This is a genomic window from Bifidobacterium mellis, assembly GCF_000967265.1.
GTDB lineage: Bacteria > Actinomycetota > Actinomycetes > Actinomycetales > Bifidobacteriaceae > Bombiscardovia > Bombiscardovia mellis.
Genome location: NZ_KQ033885.1, coordinates 1,424,752 through 1,439,949, shown reverse-complemented (window position 1 = coordinate 1,439,949; position 15,198 = coordinate 1,424,752). Strand labels below are relative to the sequence as shown.

The window sequence follows — 15,198 nt, the reverse complement described above, 5'->3', positions numbered from 1 at the left end:
GCCGAATACGGGCACCGTCGAATCCGAAGATTAGAATGTACTCGTATATCTACTCACCATGAGGAGTGAACACAACAGATGGAGCATGACAATAGTCGCAGCGGCTATCACGAACCCGAGCCCGGTCAGGCCGGGCTTCTAGGCGATGAGGAATGGCGGCATCAGGAAGAAGAGATAGGCCGCCGCTCATCGGTCAATATGATCTGGGCGCAGGCGCGGGCCACTGACGGCCGGCGCGGCGCCATCGGTTACCACAATGCCCTGCCTTGGCATTTGAGCGAGGACATGCGGCACTTCAAGGAGCTGACCGTATCCCATCCTGTCATCATGGGGCGGCGGACCTGGGTGTCCATGGGGGAGCGGCCCCTGCCCAAGAGGGACAACATCATCCTGTCCAGCGACCCAGGGTTCCATGCACCTGGCGCTACCGTGGTGTCTGCGGCCGACGATGCTCTGGAGCTGGCCAGGCAGGAAGCCATTCCCGACGATGGGATGGATCGCAGTGAAATATGGGTCATCGGCGGGGCAGGGGTCTTCAGCACCTTCTTTCCGTTGGCGGATGCGGCCTACGTGACCGACCTGGACCTGCAGACTCCGGCCGACGTCTTTGTGCCCGATATGGAGGAGCTGGTCAACAAGCGGTTCTGGCATGTGCGTGATAAGACCCGGTGGATGACCCCGGCCAAACCAGACCAGGCGGCTGCCATCCCGCGTTTCCGGTACATCACCTATGGGAAGGTGCGTTGATGGGCCGGGATTCTGAAGGAAAGGCCCCACGGGGTCCCTACAATGTCATGACCGTCTGCACCGGCAACATCTGCCGGTCACCCATGGCTGAGGTCATCCTGCGCAAGTTCTTCCAGGATCGCGGACTGGATGAGGACCAGGTCAGAGTGGAATCCAGCGGGGTCAGCGACGAGGAATTCGGCAACCCCATAGATCGGCGTGCCCAGAAGGTTCTGCGCGAGCGGGGCTATGAGGTGCCGCCTGACCACTTCGCCCACCGGATCACCTGGGAGGAGGCCGAAGACGCCGACCTGCTGCTGCCCATGACGGCCGACCATATGCGCGCCCTGCTGCGTCTGCTGCCCTCAGGCAAGCGATCCGCCGTTCATCTGTACCGTAGCTTCGACCCGGATCTGCCCAAGCCGGCGCCGGGTCGGGAGAGCCAAATCGACCTGGTGGACCCCTGGTATGGCGGCCCCCGTGAGTTTGAGGTGGCCATCGATCAGATCGAACACACCGCGCCTTACATCGTCGACTGGGTGGTCCGTCAGCTGTCCTGAACGATGGATGAATGCAAATATCAATTAAGCCCCTGGGTTCCTTATGAATCCCAGGGGCTTAATGGCTGGTGGCTCCGAGCGGGATCGAACCGTTGACCTAGCGATTTTCAGTCGCTCGCTCTACCAACTGAGCTACAGAGCCATGAACAGTCGAAAAGACCCGGACAAACCGGGCCAGACCATTCCCAGCGACTCCGGCCGGACTTGAACCGGTGACCTCCGCCGTGACAGGGCGGCGCTCTAACCAACTGAGCTACGGAGCCGAGGCTGCTCGAACAGCCAAGAGGAAAGTTTACATGAGCGCCGGAGGAATGCAAGCCCCGGCGCGTCGCTGCCTAGTCCTGCTGCTGCCAGCCATCGGTGTCGATGTGGTGGGCGGGGTTGGCCTGCCAGGCCTTCCAGGCCGATTCGACGATCTCTTCGACGCCGTACTTGGCATGCCATCCCATCTCGGTGTTGATCCGGGTGGGGTCGCCTATCAGGTGCGGCGGGTCGCCGGCACGGCGGGGCTTGATGGCCTCGGTGAAGGGCAGACCCGTCACTTTCCTGACCTCGTCCACGATTTGGCGAACGGATGTGCCCTGGCCGGTGCCCACGTTGAAGGCGTCGTAGCGGCGCTGGTCGCGGTCCAGGTAGTCCAGGGCGGCGATGTGGGCGTCGGCCAGATCGGAGACGTGGATGTAGTCGCGCACGCAGGTGCCGTCGGGGGTGGGGTAGTCGTCGCCGAAGATGGCGGGTGCCTTGCCCTGCCGCAGCCTGTCGAAGAGCATGGGAATCAGGTTGAGGACAGCCGGGTCCTCCAGGCTGACCGGTCCGCAGCCGGCCACGTTGAAGTAGCGCAGGGCGCAGAAGCGGATGCCGTAAGGCTGCTCGCAGGCCCGGGCCATCCACTCGCCGACCAACTTGGTCTGGCCGTAGGGGTTGATGGGGACCATGGGCTGCACATCCTCGGGGACCACGTCGACCGGAGGCTCGCCGTAGGTTGCTGCCGAGCTGGAGAAGACCAGCTTCTTGGCATCGGTCTTTGCCATGGCCGACAGGACGTTGATCATACCGTTCAGGTTCTGCCGGTAGTACCAGATGGGCTTCTCCACCGACTCGCCCACCTGCTTGCGGGCTGCGAAGTGGATGACCGAGTCGACCTTGTTCTCCTTGATGATCTCAGCCAGACGCTGGTCGGCCCCCGGTGCGGCCACGTCGGCGCCGTAGAGACGGGCATCGCCGATCCGGCTGGGCTTGCCATAACTCAGGTCGTCGACCACGACGACGTTCTTGCCGGCCTCCTGCAGGGCGTGGACCACATGGGCGCCGATGTATCCGCAGCCGCCTGTAACCAAAACTGACATCTGTATGCCTTTCCTGTCGAAAACCGGACGAAAGGGCTTGTTCGGTTTTGCAATCTTTTGTTGTTTTTTGTTCTAGATTGAGTATATCACGGGCACATGTGACTCCTGTGCCCGCTTGTATCCGCTTTCTAGGATATATATGAGCTGTGATGAGTGCAGAAAGACAGAGCAAGGCCCCCATGAGGTCCATCGTCTCCTATGTGAGGCGGTCCGAGAAGCTGAACGACCGGCTGGCGAGGGCTTGGGCTCGGTATTCTTCCAAATACCTGCTCGATTTGGGCCAGGCTAAGGGTTCGTTGACGGTTGCGGAGAATCTGCGTTGTGATGCAGCAATGATCAGGTCGGTCTGGGGACGGGATGCGCCGCTGATCGTCGAGATCGGATCGGGCCAGGGGGAGAACGTCGTGGCCAGCGCCCGGGAGCACCCCGATCTGAACTATCTGGCCCTGGAGGTCTATCAGCCAGGGTTGGCTCATACCATGCTGATGGCCGGTAAATCCGACCTGGATAATCTGCGGCTGGCCCAGGTCAACGCCCCGGACCTTCTGGCCCGTATGGATCCTGGACTAATAAATGAAGTCTGGACCTTCTTCCCCGACCCCTGGCCCAAGATGAAGCACCACAAGCGTCGTCTGGTCCAGCCGGCTCTGGCTGAAGAGCTGGCGAAGCGCCTGGTACCAGGCGGCATCTGGCGAATCGCAACCGACATCGAAGATTACGCCCTGCATGTGCATGAGGTGATGGATGGCAATCCGAAATTCAGGAACCTGGGCGATCTGCCAGTCAGCCTACCTACCCAGCATGTCGGCAAGGGGACGGCTGATCAGGCCAAATCCCTGCCTCATGCCATGTTCATGGAGTCGGAGCGGTTCGGCGGCAGGATCGTGACCAATTTCGAGCGTAAGGGGATCCAGGCCGGCCGGGTCATCCACGACCTGACCTATCAGGTTTCGGCAGACTGACCATAGAGTGCGCATAAACATGAAGAGCGAGGGAGGCCCCGATGGTCAAGAGGATAGTGGTGGGGATGCTGGCACATGTGGATGCCGGCAAGACCACGCTCTCGGAAGCCATGCTCTACCAGGGCGGGAGAATTCGCCGTCTGGGCAGGGTGGACCATGGCGATGCCTATCTGGACACCGACGATCTGGAGCGGCAGCGGGGCATCACCATCTTCTCCAAACCAGCCCGGCTGACCTATCGTGATGTCGATCTGACCCTCATCGACACACCCGGCCATGTGGATTTTTCGGCCGAGATGGAGCGGGTCCTGTCGGTCTTGGATTATGCCCTTCTGGTCGTCGACGCAACCGCTGGATTGGAAGGGTATGTCGACACGCTCTGGCGACTTCTGACGCGCTACGGGGTACCCACCTTCATTTTCGTCAACAAGTTGGATGCCCCTGGATCTGACGCCGCCCGCATACTGGAAAGCTGCAAGCAGCGCTGGTCTTCGGGCTGCTTCGATTTGAGCCGTGGACTTGGGCACGGTGATATGGAGGATGTGGCCCTGCTTGACGAGGGTGTCATGGATGAGTACCTCAAGACCGATGGCATATCGGATGAGAGTCTGGCAAGGCTGGTTGCCGGCCGCCGTCTCTTCCCATGTTTCCTTGGGTCTGCCCTGCGCCTGGACGGGGTCGACACCCTCCTGGAGGGGTTGGAGCGGTACACCCTTTCGCCTGTGTACGGCAAACAGTTCGGTGCAAGGGTGTTCAAGGTATCGCATGATGACAAGGGTGCAAGGTTGACCTGGCTCAAGGTGACCGGTGGCGACCTGCCGGTCAAATCCTCTTTGACCACCGAGCTCCGTCATGGGGATGAAGCCAGCCAAGCATCGGGTTCTGTCGCGCAGGCGTACGGGACAGCCGGAGATATGGGGAGGAACGGACACGTTGAGACCAGGGAGACGGTTGATCAGCTTCGTGTCTATTCGGGGGCTTCCTATACGTTGACGGACTGCGCCCAGGCCGGAAGCATCGTGGCGGCAACCGGCCTTGACCTGACACGTCCGGGGCAGGGGCTTGGGTGCGAGCGGAAGGATCTGACTCCTGTGCTGGAGCCGGTGCTGTCCTATGCAGTGTCAGCCGAGGGGGTGGACCCGCACCACTTGTTGAGCGCCTTGCGCATCCTGGAGGATGAGGATCCCCTCCTGCATGTGGTCTGGCAGGAACGGCTCCAGGAAATCCACCTGCGTATCATGGGCCAGGTTCAGTTGGAGGTGATTCAGGAGGAGCTGGATCGACGGTTCGGCATGCAGGTCTCCTTCAGCCAGGGCGGGATCCTATACAGGGAGACCATCGCGGCCCCCGTCGAAGGAGTTGGACATTTTGAGCCCCTCCGCCACTACGCCGAAGTCCACCTGCTCCTGGAACCCACGGAGCCGGGCAGCGGTCTCGGTTTCGCATCGACATGCAGTCTGGATCGCCTGGAGGGGAACTGGCAGCGGCTCATCATGACCCATCTGGCGGAGAAGGAGCATCTGGGCGTTCTGACGGGGTCGCCCATCACCGATATGCGCATCACCCTGCTGGACGGCCGCGGGCACATCAAGCACACCGAAGGCGGGGACTTTCGCCAGGCCACATACCGGGCCGTCCGGCAGGGGCTGATGAAGGCCCGCAATATACTGCTGGAGCCCTGGTACCATTTCAGACTCACCGTTCCCCAGGGGAATTTGGGCAGGGCCATGTCGGACATCTACCGGATGAAGGGCGGCTTCTCGGAGCCGCAGGCAGACGGGGATACTGTCGAACTGGAAGGGGATGCGCCGGTATCACAGATGCGTGATTATGCCATCGAGGTCAGCACCTACACTCATGGCCGCGGACATCTGACCTGTTTCTTCAACGGGTATCGTCCCTGCCAGGACCAGGATGCTCTTGTGGATTCCATCGGTTATGACCCCGAGTCCGACCTGGAGAACACCCCTGACTCGGTCTTCTGCGCCCACGGAGCAGGGTACCCGGTCAAATGGAACAAGGTGGAGGACTTCATGCACCTGCCCGGCGGCCGGTACATCTGAAGCACAGCCTTAAGGTTTGAGCTTGGTTATCCCCTGCATCGAGCGGTACGGGGAAAGAGCATTCTGGGCGGTCTGCCATTATCGGTTGATGATCCACCTAGAATTACGGACATGATCGATCATCTGACGCTGAAGGTTCGGGACATCCAGGCCTCCATCGATTTCTATAGCAAAGCCCTGGCACCATTGGGGTACGTGGCCAAGGCCCACCATGAGCCCACCATCGGGTTCGGTGCAGGGGATGATGGGGCCCATTCGGACTTCTACCTGACGCCGAGCGAGGACGGGGCCGGCTCACCAGTGACCCACATAGCCTTCAGGGCCGCCGATGCTGCAACGGTGGATGCCTTCCACAGGGAGGCGCTCGCTGCCGGAGGCCGTGACAATGGTGCTCCGGGGCTGCGCGATTATCATCCCAAGTATTATTCGGCTTTCGTCTTGGATCCGGACGGGAACAATGTCGAAGCTGTGGTGGACTGGTCAGAGGCCCAGGGATAACTGCGTCAGTCCACATACGGGATCATGTCAGTATCCGGGCGGTTGGAAAAGCCTAGGATGACCGGTATGACCTATACAGCCGCATTCGACGTGGGGACCACGCAGGTCAAGGCCGTTCTTGTGGATGGCCAGGGCTCTGCAAGAGAGTGCGCGTCCAGCGGTCTTCTGCCGATTGACACGTGTGAAGGGCGTATCGAGCAGAATCCCGAGGATTGGCTACAGGCCTTCATCGAGGTGTCCCGTGACCTTTTGGCCAGGGCCGGGCGGAGCATCGAGCATTTCAAGAGCGACCAGGTCACCGGTATCATCATGAGCGGACAGATGCAGGATCTGATCGCCATGGATGCGCAGGGGCAGCCGGTCGGGCCGGCAATCCTGTACGCGGACGGCAGGGCCGAAGAAGAGTCTGCCGAGCTGGTTGAAGCTTACGGGGCTGAGTCCTTCCGCGCTCGAGTGGGGAACCCGTGCGACGGGTCCCTGCCTGTAGCCAAGCTGATATGGATGTCCAGGCATCAGCCCCACCGGTATGCGCGGGTTCGCCATGTACTCATCGATGCCAAGGATTATCTGATTTGGTGGCTGACCGGTGTCTACTGTGGCGATGTGACGGCCTGCTCGACGGCAGGTGCCATGGATCTGCGCTCGCGAACGTGGAGAAGGGACATCCTGGAGGCAGCAGGCGTGGATGCCGCGATCTTCCCGGAACTCCATTGGCCATGGGAAAGCGTTGGTACCAGCACACCGGGCGCGTCCGCTGCCACAGGGTTTGCTCCGGGGACCACGGTCTATGCGGGTATGGGGGATGCTGGGGCATCCACCTTGGCCGGCGGGGTGTTCCATCCTGGTCAGTTCAATATCAACCTGGGCACATCCGGGTGGATTGCCACAGTGACAGACCGGGCTGTAGCTGACCGCCCTGGAATGGTCAATCTGGCCTATCTGGGTACGGACAGCATCGTCAACACGGTGCCATTCCTCAATGCCGGAAACGTGCACGCTTGGGCCGCCGGAGTCTTTGCAGGGTGCGGTCCGACCGAGGGCGACGGCGACCCCTATCGACGCATGGGGCACTTGCTGGAATCCAGCCCGGCAGGAGCGCGCGGTGTGGTATGCCTACCCTATCTGGTGGGGGAGCGCTTCCCGATGATGAATCCTTCGATTCGTGGAGCCTATGTCGGCATTTCTTCCGAGACCGAGGCCTGCGACCTTGCCCGAGCGGCGCTGGAAGGCGTGTCCTATTCGATTCGCCAGGGGCTCGACCTGCTGGGCACGCCCATCGAGCGCGTCACCCTGATCGGTGGCGGCACCCGCGAACCACTGTGGTGCCAGATGCTGGCGGATATCCTTGATGCGCCCGTTCAGGTGCTTGATGATGCCCATCTCATGCCTGCAGTGGCCTTGGCCGAGCTGGTCTCTGTTGGCAAACGGACAGGCTCGTCTTCCAGGCCCGATCTGCAGGCCTTGGAAAAGTTGATGGAGGCGAACCTTGTTGGACAGGTCTATTCGCCTGACCACGCAAACCGCCATGTGTACGATGCCGGTTACAACCGGTTCCGGCGATTATACCCGGCTTTGGACTCTCTCCGGTAAACACCCCTGGATGCCAATCATTCTTTATGATCTCTACGAGTACAGTCGAGGGTGGTGAAATGATCACTCCGGAAGTTTAGAGTCTTCAAACCTTTCGGATTGCAAATAATCGGGTCTTCGAATGGCAACAACAATTAGTGACTATTCTCACGTGATCACGCGTTCTATTATGCGATGTTGCCGAAATCCGAGCGAGTAAAGAGCTATGGCAATCCCCTGATGAATCTGACATTAGGGTCACTGATTGAGAGTATAGAGGTTTCGAACATCAGAAAATGGCGTTTTTTTTTTTAATGATTCGCCTATGTACAGTAACTATAAGGGGAGCAATTTAGTTGCTCAAGAAAACAGGCTGAAAGGTAAACTAATGGCAAAGAAAAATCCTGCATGCATATACAGCTACAAGGAAGCCGCACATGAGCTCAAACGTGACGAAAAAGAAGTAGAAGAAGCTATAGATTCATTAGAGCTAATTCTTCCATTTCCTAGAAGAAATCTGAAGAAGGTTGAAGAACATATTGCTTCTTTTCATGCGCAGAAAATCAATCAATCTGCTCAAGAGCGAGAGCGGGAAAAGAAGGAAGAAGAAGAGAAGGAAAAACAACAGATACTTGAAAACAGTAGATTGGATCAAGAGCGAAAAATGAAAAGTGTACAATCTAATTGTCTTCATTTAACTGCAGTTCAAGAGCTTCAGAAAGACGCTGAAGCAATTGAGTCGCAAAATCAGGAGGATGAAGATACGCCAGATTTTGATTGACGTATTGTGTTTGGCGGTTTGACTATGTAGCGATATATCGGCATTGGGCTTCGAATACTCTATTTTTTACAATAGGTAAGATAACAATAGCTTTTATTTTTGTCAAAAATACATTAGAGGGGATGTGATGAGTCTCCTCAGATCTGCTAAAAGTTAACAACTTTAATTGTATGATGTGTGGCGATAACACGTTTAGCGCTTAAGTGAAAAGAAGATTTGAACCCCGTATCAAAGCTATGTGCAACTATATAGGGTTTGCCTCATGTGTGCATATCTCTATTTAATAGAAAAAAGAAATAAAACAACAAGATAAATCATCAAGCTAGATGTAAATCTATATAGTGCACTTTTGTACCCCCGGAGAGAGTCGAACTCTCGCTGTCAGATTGAAAGTCTGGTGTCCTAACCGTTAGACGACGGGGGCGAACGTGCCCATGATACCCGCCCCCTATGGACCAGGCAAGCCTGGTGTGCCGTCCGCAGGTCAGTGGTCCTCCTGGTCCAGCTCCTGGTCGCGTCGGTGGAAGAGCTCCATCTGTTCGCGGATCCAGACACGTTCCGCAGGGTTGATGTCGGCGGATTCCAGGTACTTCTGGTAGACGGGGTAGAAGGCTCGAAGGATCGGGTAGATGGCGTAGAGGGTGTGTTCGGGCTTCTGCTCCCTGGTGTGCTGCGGGTGGGCGTCGAAGGTGTTCTTGAAGCGCTGCATGTAGTGGCGGAAGGATGTGAAGGAGGTGTCCATCCGGCGGGCGCTGATGCCCACGTTCATGTCCTTGCAGTAGACCGTCTTGAACCCTTGGTCGATCAGGTGCAGGGAGATATCGACATCCTCGTGCATGATGTCCTCCTTGTCCCTGCAGACCTGGTTGCGTATGGCTCGCCAGGCCGTGGCGCGCAGGGCCATGTTGGAGCCGTAGAGCAGGTATTGCCCGTCATCGGCCCGGTAGATGGCCCGGCGGATGGTGTTGTCGCCCTTGAGCCCGATCTTCTTGCCTGGCATGTCATAGTAGGCCACTGGACCGGTGGCGCCCATGGCCTTGGGGTCCCTGGTGAAGATGCCGGAGACCACCTCGACCCAGTTGGGTCGCAGCATGCAGTCGGCGTCGATCCGGCCCAGCACGTCGCCGGTGGCCCGGTCAAGTCCGTAATTGCGGGTGGGGATCAGCCCCTGTTCGCTGTCCTGGTGGAGGAGCTTGACATGCTGGTCAGGGTGCTGGTCGATGAATTGCTGGACGATGGAGGCCGTTGCGTCCGTGGAGTGGTTGTCGACTACCAGCACCTCCTTGGGTGCCTGGCTCTGCCTGGTGGCGTTCAGGAGGCAGTCTTCAATGCGTTCTTCCTCATTCCAGGCGGGTATGACTATGGAAACGGTCAACATACCCATTAGGATACGTGTGCCCGGATACACTGTCGGCTCAACCTGCGTCCCATGCCCCGCCATGTCAGCCATCTTGGGATAATGAAACATATGGCCAACGAGCAAAAGCAGCGCTTCGATTTCGCGACGGTCTTCCCGCCCAAGGGGGATCCGCGCCGACCTCCGGAATGGTTCGGCCGCGCCCTCCTCTACGTGGTCATAGCCGTCTTCCTGGCCTGGTTCGCCTACTCCTCCTGGTGGAAGATCGAATTCCTTGTTCTGGACGTGGTGATCGCCATCTTCGTCTCCCTGGCCATGGAGCCCCTGGTGCTCAGGTTGGTCAAGCATGGCTGGCGGCGGGGAGCGGCCTCGGCGGTCACCCTGATAGGCCTGATCATTATTGTGATCGTCCTCCTGGGCATGTTCGGCAATCTGCTGGTCCAGCAGGTCATCGGCATGGCCAACGGCTTGCCGGCCCTCTATGAGCAGGTGGCGGAATTCATCGCCAGCCGCACCCCCTGGCACCTGCCGGCCATGCAGGATCTGGGCGGGGAGATCGTCAAGAACATCCAGACATCCTGGGTGACTGACTTCGCCGGGCAGGCCTTGACCACGACCGTGGGTCTGGCAGGGTCCTTCATCAATATCATGACCGTTCTGCTGGTCATCTACTACATCTCCGCTGCAGGCCCCAAGCTGCGCCGCAGCCTCTGCCAGTGGCTGGCCCCCAGGAGCCAGCGCCGTTTCCTCTTCGTCTGGACCATCGCCCAGGACCAGATCTCCAGCTTCCTGTTCAGCAGGACCATCCTGGCGCTCATCTCCGCGGCCTGTATGTCGGTCTTCCTGGTCATTCTCAAGGTGCCCTACTGGCTGCCGCTGGCCCTCTTCTGCGGGCTGGTCTCCCAGTTCGTGCCCACCATCGGCACATACATAGGCGGGGCCGTTCCCATAGTGGTGGCCTGGGGGAGCCGTGGACTGCTGATGGCTGTTATTGTGCTGGTCTACATCATCATCTACCAGCAGATCGAAAACATGATCCTTGCCCCCAAGATCTCCCAGCGGACCATGGACCTCAACCCGGCCATCGCCTTCCTCTCCGTACTGGCACTGGGCGCGGTCTTCGGCGCCCTGGGCGCCTTCCTGGCCCTGCCTCTGGCAGCCAGCTTCCAGGCCATCTTCTCGGCTTCGGTCAAGCATTACGAGCTGATCGACTCACCGCTCATGCAGGATCCCAAGCCGGTCGGCAAGTCCAAGGTGGTCGAGGGCGTCGAGGCCTTCAACGAGCACGTGGTCCAACCGGTGGCCAGTCACGTGGGCAGCCGGTCCGCCAAGGGGAGCAGCGCCAGGGTTCGAGTGGAGGACCCTGTCATGACCATTGCCAGCCAGCTCTATCCGACATCCTCGCCGACGGCCAAGGACCTGGACGAGTCGGCTACGGTGCCCATACCCAAGTCGGCATCGGCTCCGGTAAAGCACAGGCCGCTCAAGGGTACCGAGACCGGGGACGAGGCCTCCGAGGGGGAGGACAACCCCCGCAAGGAGTGGCGCTGATGGCTCTGCTCAAAGTACTGGACGTTCTGATGCTGCTGCTGGGTGGAGTGGGCATCGTCTACCAGGCCATCTGCATCGTCATCTCCTTCGTCTCCAAGCCGGTGGTCTTTCCCGAGGCTCCCTTCGACAAGCGGTTCGCCGTCCTTATTTCCGCCCGCAACGAGGAGAACGTGGTCGGTCATCTGATCAACTCCATCAAGGAGCAGACCTATCCATTCTCCATGGTCGACATATGGCTGGTGGCCGACAACTGCACCGACAACACAGCCGGACTGGCCAGATCCCTCGGCTGCCACGTGGTCGAGCGGCAGGACCCGGACCGGGTGGGCAAGGGCTACGCCCTGACCTTCCTACTGGAGCAAATACTCGATCGGGGTCTTGACTCCCGCTACGACGCCTACTTCGTCTTCGACGCGGACAACATCCTGGACCGCCACTATATCGAGGAGATGAACAAGGCCTTCCAGTCCGGCTTCCGCATACTGACCAGCTACCGGAACTCGGTCAACTTCTCGGACAACTGGGTCTCTTCGGGCTCGGCCCTATGGTTCATCCGCGAATCCCGGTTCCTCAACACCTCAAGGATGGTCATCGGCTCCAGCTGCCATGTGGGCGGCACCGGGTTCATGTTCTCCAGGGAGGTCATGGAGCGCAACAACGGCTGGAAATTCCATCTACTGACCGAGGACCTGGAGTTCACCATGGACTCGGTTCTGCACGGCGAGCGCATCGGTTATTGCGGCACCGCCATCCTCTATGACGAGCAGCCGGTCACCTTCAAGCAGAGCTGGCGGCAGCGGCTGCGCTGGAGCAAGGGCTTCCTTCAGGTCTTTCGCTACTATGGGCCTGCTCTGATCTCCCGGGCCTTCCGTGAGCGCGACTTCTCGGCCGTTGATCTGACCATCCTGATCTGTCCCTTGACCGTCTTGGGCCTGGTCCGCTGCTTCTTCGGCCTGCTCTTCCCGGCTCTGGGTTTTGTGACCTGGACCAGCCAGGTGACCACCCTGATCGATGGCATTGCAGCTGGGATTCTGGGCCTCCTGGCCATGATGGGCCTGGCTGCCCTGACCGTGCTGGCCGAGCGGGACAAGATCGGCGCATCCAACAAGGAGCTTTTTGCCTACTGCCTGAGCTTCCCCATCTTCATGCTCAGCTACGTGCCCATCTCCTTTCAGGCCATTTTCGCCAATCCGGGATGGAAGCCCATCGAGCACTCGGGGCATTAAGGCCGGTCATTCCTCGAATGCTAGACTTAAGGCCATGTCCGATGAAGCGCAAGCAACCAGCATGACCGCCCAGACGGCAGTGGTTCCTCCGCCAGATCCACAGGCGGCGGTTTCTATCCGCGCCTTGGTCAAGTGCTACCAGGGTCGGCCAGCTGTCAACGCCCTCTCTGTGGACATTCCCAGGGGGTCCTTCTACGGGATAGTCGGCCCCAATGGCGCAGGAAAGACCACCACGCTGAATATGATGACCGGACTTCTGGTGCCCGACTCCGGCAATGTCATGATTCTGGGCAGGGACGTGTGGTCGGACGTGGATACGGCCAAGCGGGTCATCGGCGTCATGCCCCAGGCCGATCAGATCTTCGACAGGCTGACGGGTCTGCAACTGCTGGTCTACTCGGGCATGCTTCGACGGATGCCGCGCAATGAGGCCCTGGGCCGGGCCAGGGACCTGCTTGAGGCCTTCGACCTGACTGATGCCGGCGGCAAGCGGGTCTGTGATTATTCATCGGGCATGACCAAGAAGATCTGCCTGGCTACGGCCATGATTCATTCACCCAGGCTTCTGGTGCTGGACGAGCCCTTCGAATCGGTCGACCCGGTCTCCAGCGCCAATCTCAAGGACATTCTGGCCGAGTATGTCGATACCGGAGGGACGGTGGTCATTTCCTCCCATGTCATGGCCCTGGTGGAGCGGATGTGCACCCATGTGGCCATCATCGACCATGGTCTGGTTCGGGCTGATGGCACGGTGGCCCAGGTCGCTGCCGGCGAGGATCTGGAGGATCGCTTCCTGGAGCTTGTCGGCGGCCGTCATCAGGCTAAGCGAATCGCCTGGCTGAACGGCTCCGGGTCCGAGGAAGACCAGGGGACGCAATGAGCACGGCATCCACGATCATCGCCATGCGTTGGTCCATCACCTGGGGCACAATCAAGCACTCCTCCTGGCAGATGGTCGGGGCCATCATCAGCCTGCTCATGGCCATAGCCATCTGCCTGGCCTCGTGGCAGGTTGCGCTGACGCTGGGGGACTGGCTGCCCAGTGCCGGTCCGGGCGACCGGCAGCGTATGGGATCCATATTGGTCCTGTTCCTGGCCGGACTGACTCTGGGAGTGATCCTGATTCAACTGGCCTTTCTGGGCCAGGGGTCGAACCTGAGCCCTTCGCGATTCGTCCTGTACGGGATTCCTGACAGCCAGCTGCAAGTGGGGCTCTACCTAGCTGGGCTGATTGGGCCTGCGGGATTGACCGGCCTTGTCTGTTTCCTGGCCCTGACAGCCATCTATGCCCGCACGGGTGTCGGAGCCGCGATCGTGGCTTTGATCGCAGCCCTGCTGGCTGTCATGGTGATGCTGGCCTTGTCCCGGGCTGTTTTGGACCTGGTCGGTACCCTGGTGGTCTCCCGGCGCACCCGATCCGGGCTCTACCTGCTGGTCACCATGGTGATCATGCTTTTGTGCATGCTGCCCTCTCTGCTGGACAGCGGGATTACGGATGGCATGGCAGTCGACACTGACTCCCTCAAGTCCGTGGCCGACATACTGGCCTGGACGCCGCTGGGCGCCGCCGTCCGTCTGCCGGAGGATTTCCTTTCGGGATCATGGTGGGCTCTGGTCGGACGTCTGTGTATGGAGCTGGTCACCCTGGCTCTCTGTTCCATGATCGGCATGCTGTGTCTGCGCCATAGCCGTTTGCATGCCGGGGCGAGGACTGAACGGTCGACTGCGCCCAAGGGGCTGGGGATGCTGGGTCGGTCCCGGAACATAGTGGACGCCATGGCTGCGCGATCGCTGATCTATCTTCGTCAGGACCCCCGCAAGCTTGTCAGCTATCCGCTTCTGCTTGTTGTGGTGATTCTGTACGCGATAATCTTCCGCCAGATGCCCATGATGCTATGGCTGGGACCGATTGTGGGCGCCTGGGTGCTGGAGGTTCCCGAGGGCAACGCCCTGGCCTACGATGGGCTTGCCTTGCGCATGGAGATAGCGGCGGGGGTGAAAGGTCGTGAGGACCGGCTCTCCCGTGTCCGCAGCCATCTGAGTGTAGCTCTGCCCTGCATACTCCTGCTTGGGCTGGTGACTTTGGTATTCTCCGGGGCAATGAAGGGCGGACCAGATCTGGTCATCTCCTTGGATATGCTGGCTGCGACCATAGGATTGCTCCTGTCCGGGCTGGGAGTTGCCCAGGTCTTCTCGGCCCTGCTGATCTATCCGGTACCCTCCATGGATCAGCCCTTCACCTCACCACAGGGACGTGCCGTTGCCCAAGGCTTCCTGCCAATGCTGCAGTTGCTGGCCAGCCTGGTGATCATGCTGCCCACCTTCCTGGTGGCATTGCTGGCCATGATCACGGGCGGGATTCTTCCGTCCTGGCTGCCTATGCCGGTCGCACTGGCCAACGGCCTGATTGTGCTTGCCATAGGCGTCGCTTTGGGGTCCCGGATCTTCGATCGTCGACAGTCGGCCATTCTGCTGACACTGGATCGCTATGCCTCTCTGCAGTCCTGAGACGGTGACAGGACCAGTACTAGGCTGGTTGGGTGATGCCGACCGAGCCGA

At 59.6% G+C, this 15,198-nt stretch carries 13 protein-coding genes and 3 tRNA genes; 11 read left to right on the top strand and 5 right to left on the bottom strand.

Translation table 11 applies throughout. The features are described 5' to 3' along the window. Nucleotides 1-78 precede the first annotated feature (78 nt). Complete coding sequence (locus JF70_RS06155) at nucleotides 79-747, top strand: dihydrofolate reductase (protein ID WP_045935664.1); 669 nt, start codon at nucleotides 79-81, stop codon at nucleotides 745-747. Further along, nucleotides 747-1,286: a low molecular weight protein-tyrosine-phosphatase gene (locus tag JF70_RS06150; protein WP_045935663.1), complete on the top strand. Its 540-nt coding sequence runs from the start codon at nucleotides 747-749 to the stop codon at nucleotides 1,284-1,286. The genes JF70_RS06155 and JF70_RS06150 overlap by 1 nt, the downstream gene beginning before the upstream one ends. Before the next feature lie 66 nt (nucleotides 1,287-1,352). Here the strand turns inward: JF70_RS06150 and JF70_RS06145 are convergent. The 3 genes from JF70_RS06145 to galE all read right to left on the bottom strand — a co-directional run bounded on the left by JF70_RS06145 (nucleotide 1,353) and on the right by galE (nucleotide 2,632). After that, nucleotides 1,353-1,428, bottom strand: a tRNA-Phe gene (locus JF70_RS06145). Nucleotides 1,429-1,475: 47 nt separating this feature from the next. After that, nucleotides 1,476-1,549, bottom strand: a tRNA-Asp gene (locus JF70_RS06140). Between the two features lie 72 nt (nucleotides 1,550-1,621). Further along, nucleotides 1,622-2,632: a UDP-glucose 4-epimerase GalE gene (gene galE / locus JF70_RS06135; RefSeq protein WP_045935662.1), complete on the bottom strand. Its 1,011-nt coding sequence runs from the start codon at nucleotides 2,630-2,632 to the stop codon at nucleotides 1,622-1,624. A gap of 149 nt (nucleotides 2,633-2,781) precedes the next feature. On the opposite strand from galE, the gene trmB reads away from it, so the two are divergent. The 5 genes from trmB to JF70_RS08980 all read left to right on the top strand — a co-directional run bounded on the left by trmB (nucleotide 2,782) and on the right by JF70_RS08980 (nucleotide 8,505). Continuing rightward, nucleotides 2,782-3,594 (top strand): tRNA (guanosine(46)-N7)-methyltransferase TrmB, encoded by an 813-nt coding sequence (gene trmB / locus JF70_RS06130; protein ID WP_045935661.1) that lies wholly within the window; start codon nucleotides 2,782-2,784, stop codon nucleotides 3,592-3,594. Nucleotides 3,595-3,635: 41 nt separating this feature from the next. Further along, on the top strand, nucleotides 3,636-5,657 hold the full coding sequence (locus JF70_RS06125; RefSeq protein ID WP_045935660.1) for an elongation factor G: 2,022 nt from the start codon (nucleotides 3,636-3,638) through the stop codon (nucleotides 5,655-5,657). A gap of 111 nt (nucleotides 5,658-5,768) precedes the next feature. Next, entirely contained in the window at nucleotides 5,769-6,155 is a 387-nt protein-coding gene (locus tag JF70_RS06120) for a VOC family protein (RefSeq protein WP_045935659.1), read from the top strand. 57 nt (nucleotides 6,156-6,212) lie between these two features. After that, entirely contained in the window at nucleotides 6,213-7,745 is a 1,533-nt protein-coding gene (locus JF70_RS06115) for a xylulokinase (protein WP_082069428.1), read from the top strand. Between the two features lie 367 nt (nucleotides 7,746-8,112). Then, entirely contained in the window at nucleotides 8,113-8,505 is a 393-nt protein-coding gene (locus JF70_RS08980) for a hypothetical protein (protein ID WP_156149622.1), read from the top strand. Nucleotides 8,506-8,857: 352 nt separating this feature from the next. Here JF70_RS08980 and JF70_RS06105 read toward each other — a convergent pair. Further along, nucleotides 8,858-8,929, bottom strand: a tRNA-Glu gene (locus JF70_RS06105). Nucleotides 8,930-8,989: 60 nt separating this feature from the next. Beyond that, nucleotides 8,990-9,883, bottom strand: coding sequence for a glycosyltransferase family 2 protein (locus JF70_RS06100; protein ID WP_045935657.1), 894 nt, complete (start codon nucleotides 9,881-9,883; stop codon nucleotides 8,990-8,992). A gap of 90 nt (nucleotides 9,884-9,973) precedes the next feature. Between JF70_RS06100 and JF70_RS06095 the strand changes: the two genes are divergently transcribed. Genes JF70_RS06095 through JF70_RS06080 form a run of 4 tightly spaced genes read left to right on the top strand, consistent with a single transcriptional unit; the run spans nucleotide 9,974 to nucleotide 15,147 of the window. After that, on the top strand, nucleotides 9,974-11,413 hold the full coding sequence (locus JF70_RS06095) for an AI-2E family transporter (RefSeq protein ID WP_052690779.1): 1,440 nt from the start codon (nucleotides 9,974-9,976) through the stop codon (nucleotides 11,411-11,413). Further along, nucleotides 11,413-12,639, top strand: a complete 1,227-nt coding sequence (locus JF70_RS06090; protein ID WP_045935655.1) for a glycosyltransferase family 2 protein — start codon at nucleotides 11,413-11,415, stop codon at nucleotides 12,637-12,639. Before JF70_RS06095 ends, JF70_RS06090 begins: the two co-directional genes overlap by 1 nt. A 34-nt stretch (nucleotides 12,640-12,673) precedes the next feature. Further along, nucleotides 12,674-13,519, top strand: coding sequence for an ABC transporter ATP-binding protein (locus JF70_RS06085; protein WP_045935654.1), 846 nt, complete (start codon nucleotides 12,674-12,676; stop codon nucleotides 13,517-13,519). Next, the gene (locus tag JF70_RS06080) at nucleotides 13,516-15,147 is read left to right on the top strand and encodes a hypothetical protein (RefSeq protein WP_045935653.1); all 1,632 of its coding nucleotides are present in this window, start codon (nucleotides 13,516-13,518) and stop codon (nucleotides 15,145-15,147) included. The genes JF70_RS06085 and JF70_RS06080 overlap by 4 nt, the downstream gene beginning before the upstream one ends. Nucleotides 15,148-15,198: the final 51 nt, after the last annotated feature.

Bases quoted from the DNA above. Each gene is read 5' to 3' on its own strand.
- JF70_RS06155 (WP_045935664.1), top strand. From the start codon at position 79: ATGGAGCATGACAATAGTCGCAGCGGCTATCACGAACCCGAGCCCGGT.
- JF70_RS06150 (WP_045935663.1), top strand. From the start codon at position 747: ATGGGCCGGGATTCTGAAGGAAAGGCCCCACGGGGTCCCTACAATGTC.
- galE (WP_045935662.1), bottom strand. From the start codon at position 2,632: ATGTCAGTTTTGGTTACAGGCGGCTGCGGATACATCGGCGCCCATGTG.
- trmB (WP_045935661.1), top strand. From the start codon at position 2,782: ATGAGTGCAGAAAGACAGAGCAAGGCCCCCATGAGGTCCATCGTCTCC.
- JF70_RS06125 (WP_045935660.1), top strand. From the start codon at position 3,636: ATGGTCAAGAGGATAGTGGTGGGGATGCTGGCACATGTGGATGCCGGC.
- JF70_RS06120 (WP_045935659.1), top strand. From the start codon at position 5,769: ATGATCGATCATCTGACGCTGAAGGTTCGGGACATCCAGGCCTCCATC.
- JF70_RS06115 (WP_082069428.1), top strand. From the start codon at position 6,213: ATGACCGGTATGACCTATACAGCCGCATTCGACGTGGGGACCACGCAG.
- JF70_RS08980 (WP_156149622.1), top strand. From the start codon at position 8,113: ATGGCAAAGAAAAATCCTGCATGCATATACAGCTACAAGGAAGCCGCA.
- JF70_RS06100 (WP_045935657.1), bottom strand. From the start codon at position 9,883: ATGTTGACCGTTTCCATAGTCATACCCGCCTGGAATGAGGAAGAACGC.
- JF70_RS06095 (WP_052690779.1), top strand. From the start codon at position 9,974: ATGGCCAACGAGCAAAAGCAGCGCTTCGATTTCGCGACGGTCTTCCCG.
- JF70_RS06090 (WP_045935655.1), top strand. From the start codon at position 11,413: ATGGCTCTGCTCAAAGTACTGGACGTTCTGATGCTGCTGCTGGGTGGA.
- JF70_RS06085 (WP_045935654.1), top strand. From the start codon at position 12,674: ATGTCCGATGAAGCGCAAGCAACCAGCATGACCGCCCAGACGGCAGTG.
- JF70_RS06080 (WP_045935653.1), top strand. From the start codon at position 13,516: ATGAGCACGGCATCCACGATCATCGCCATGCGTTGGTCCATCACCTGG.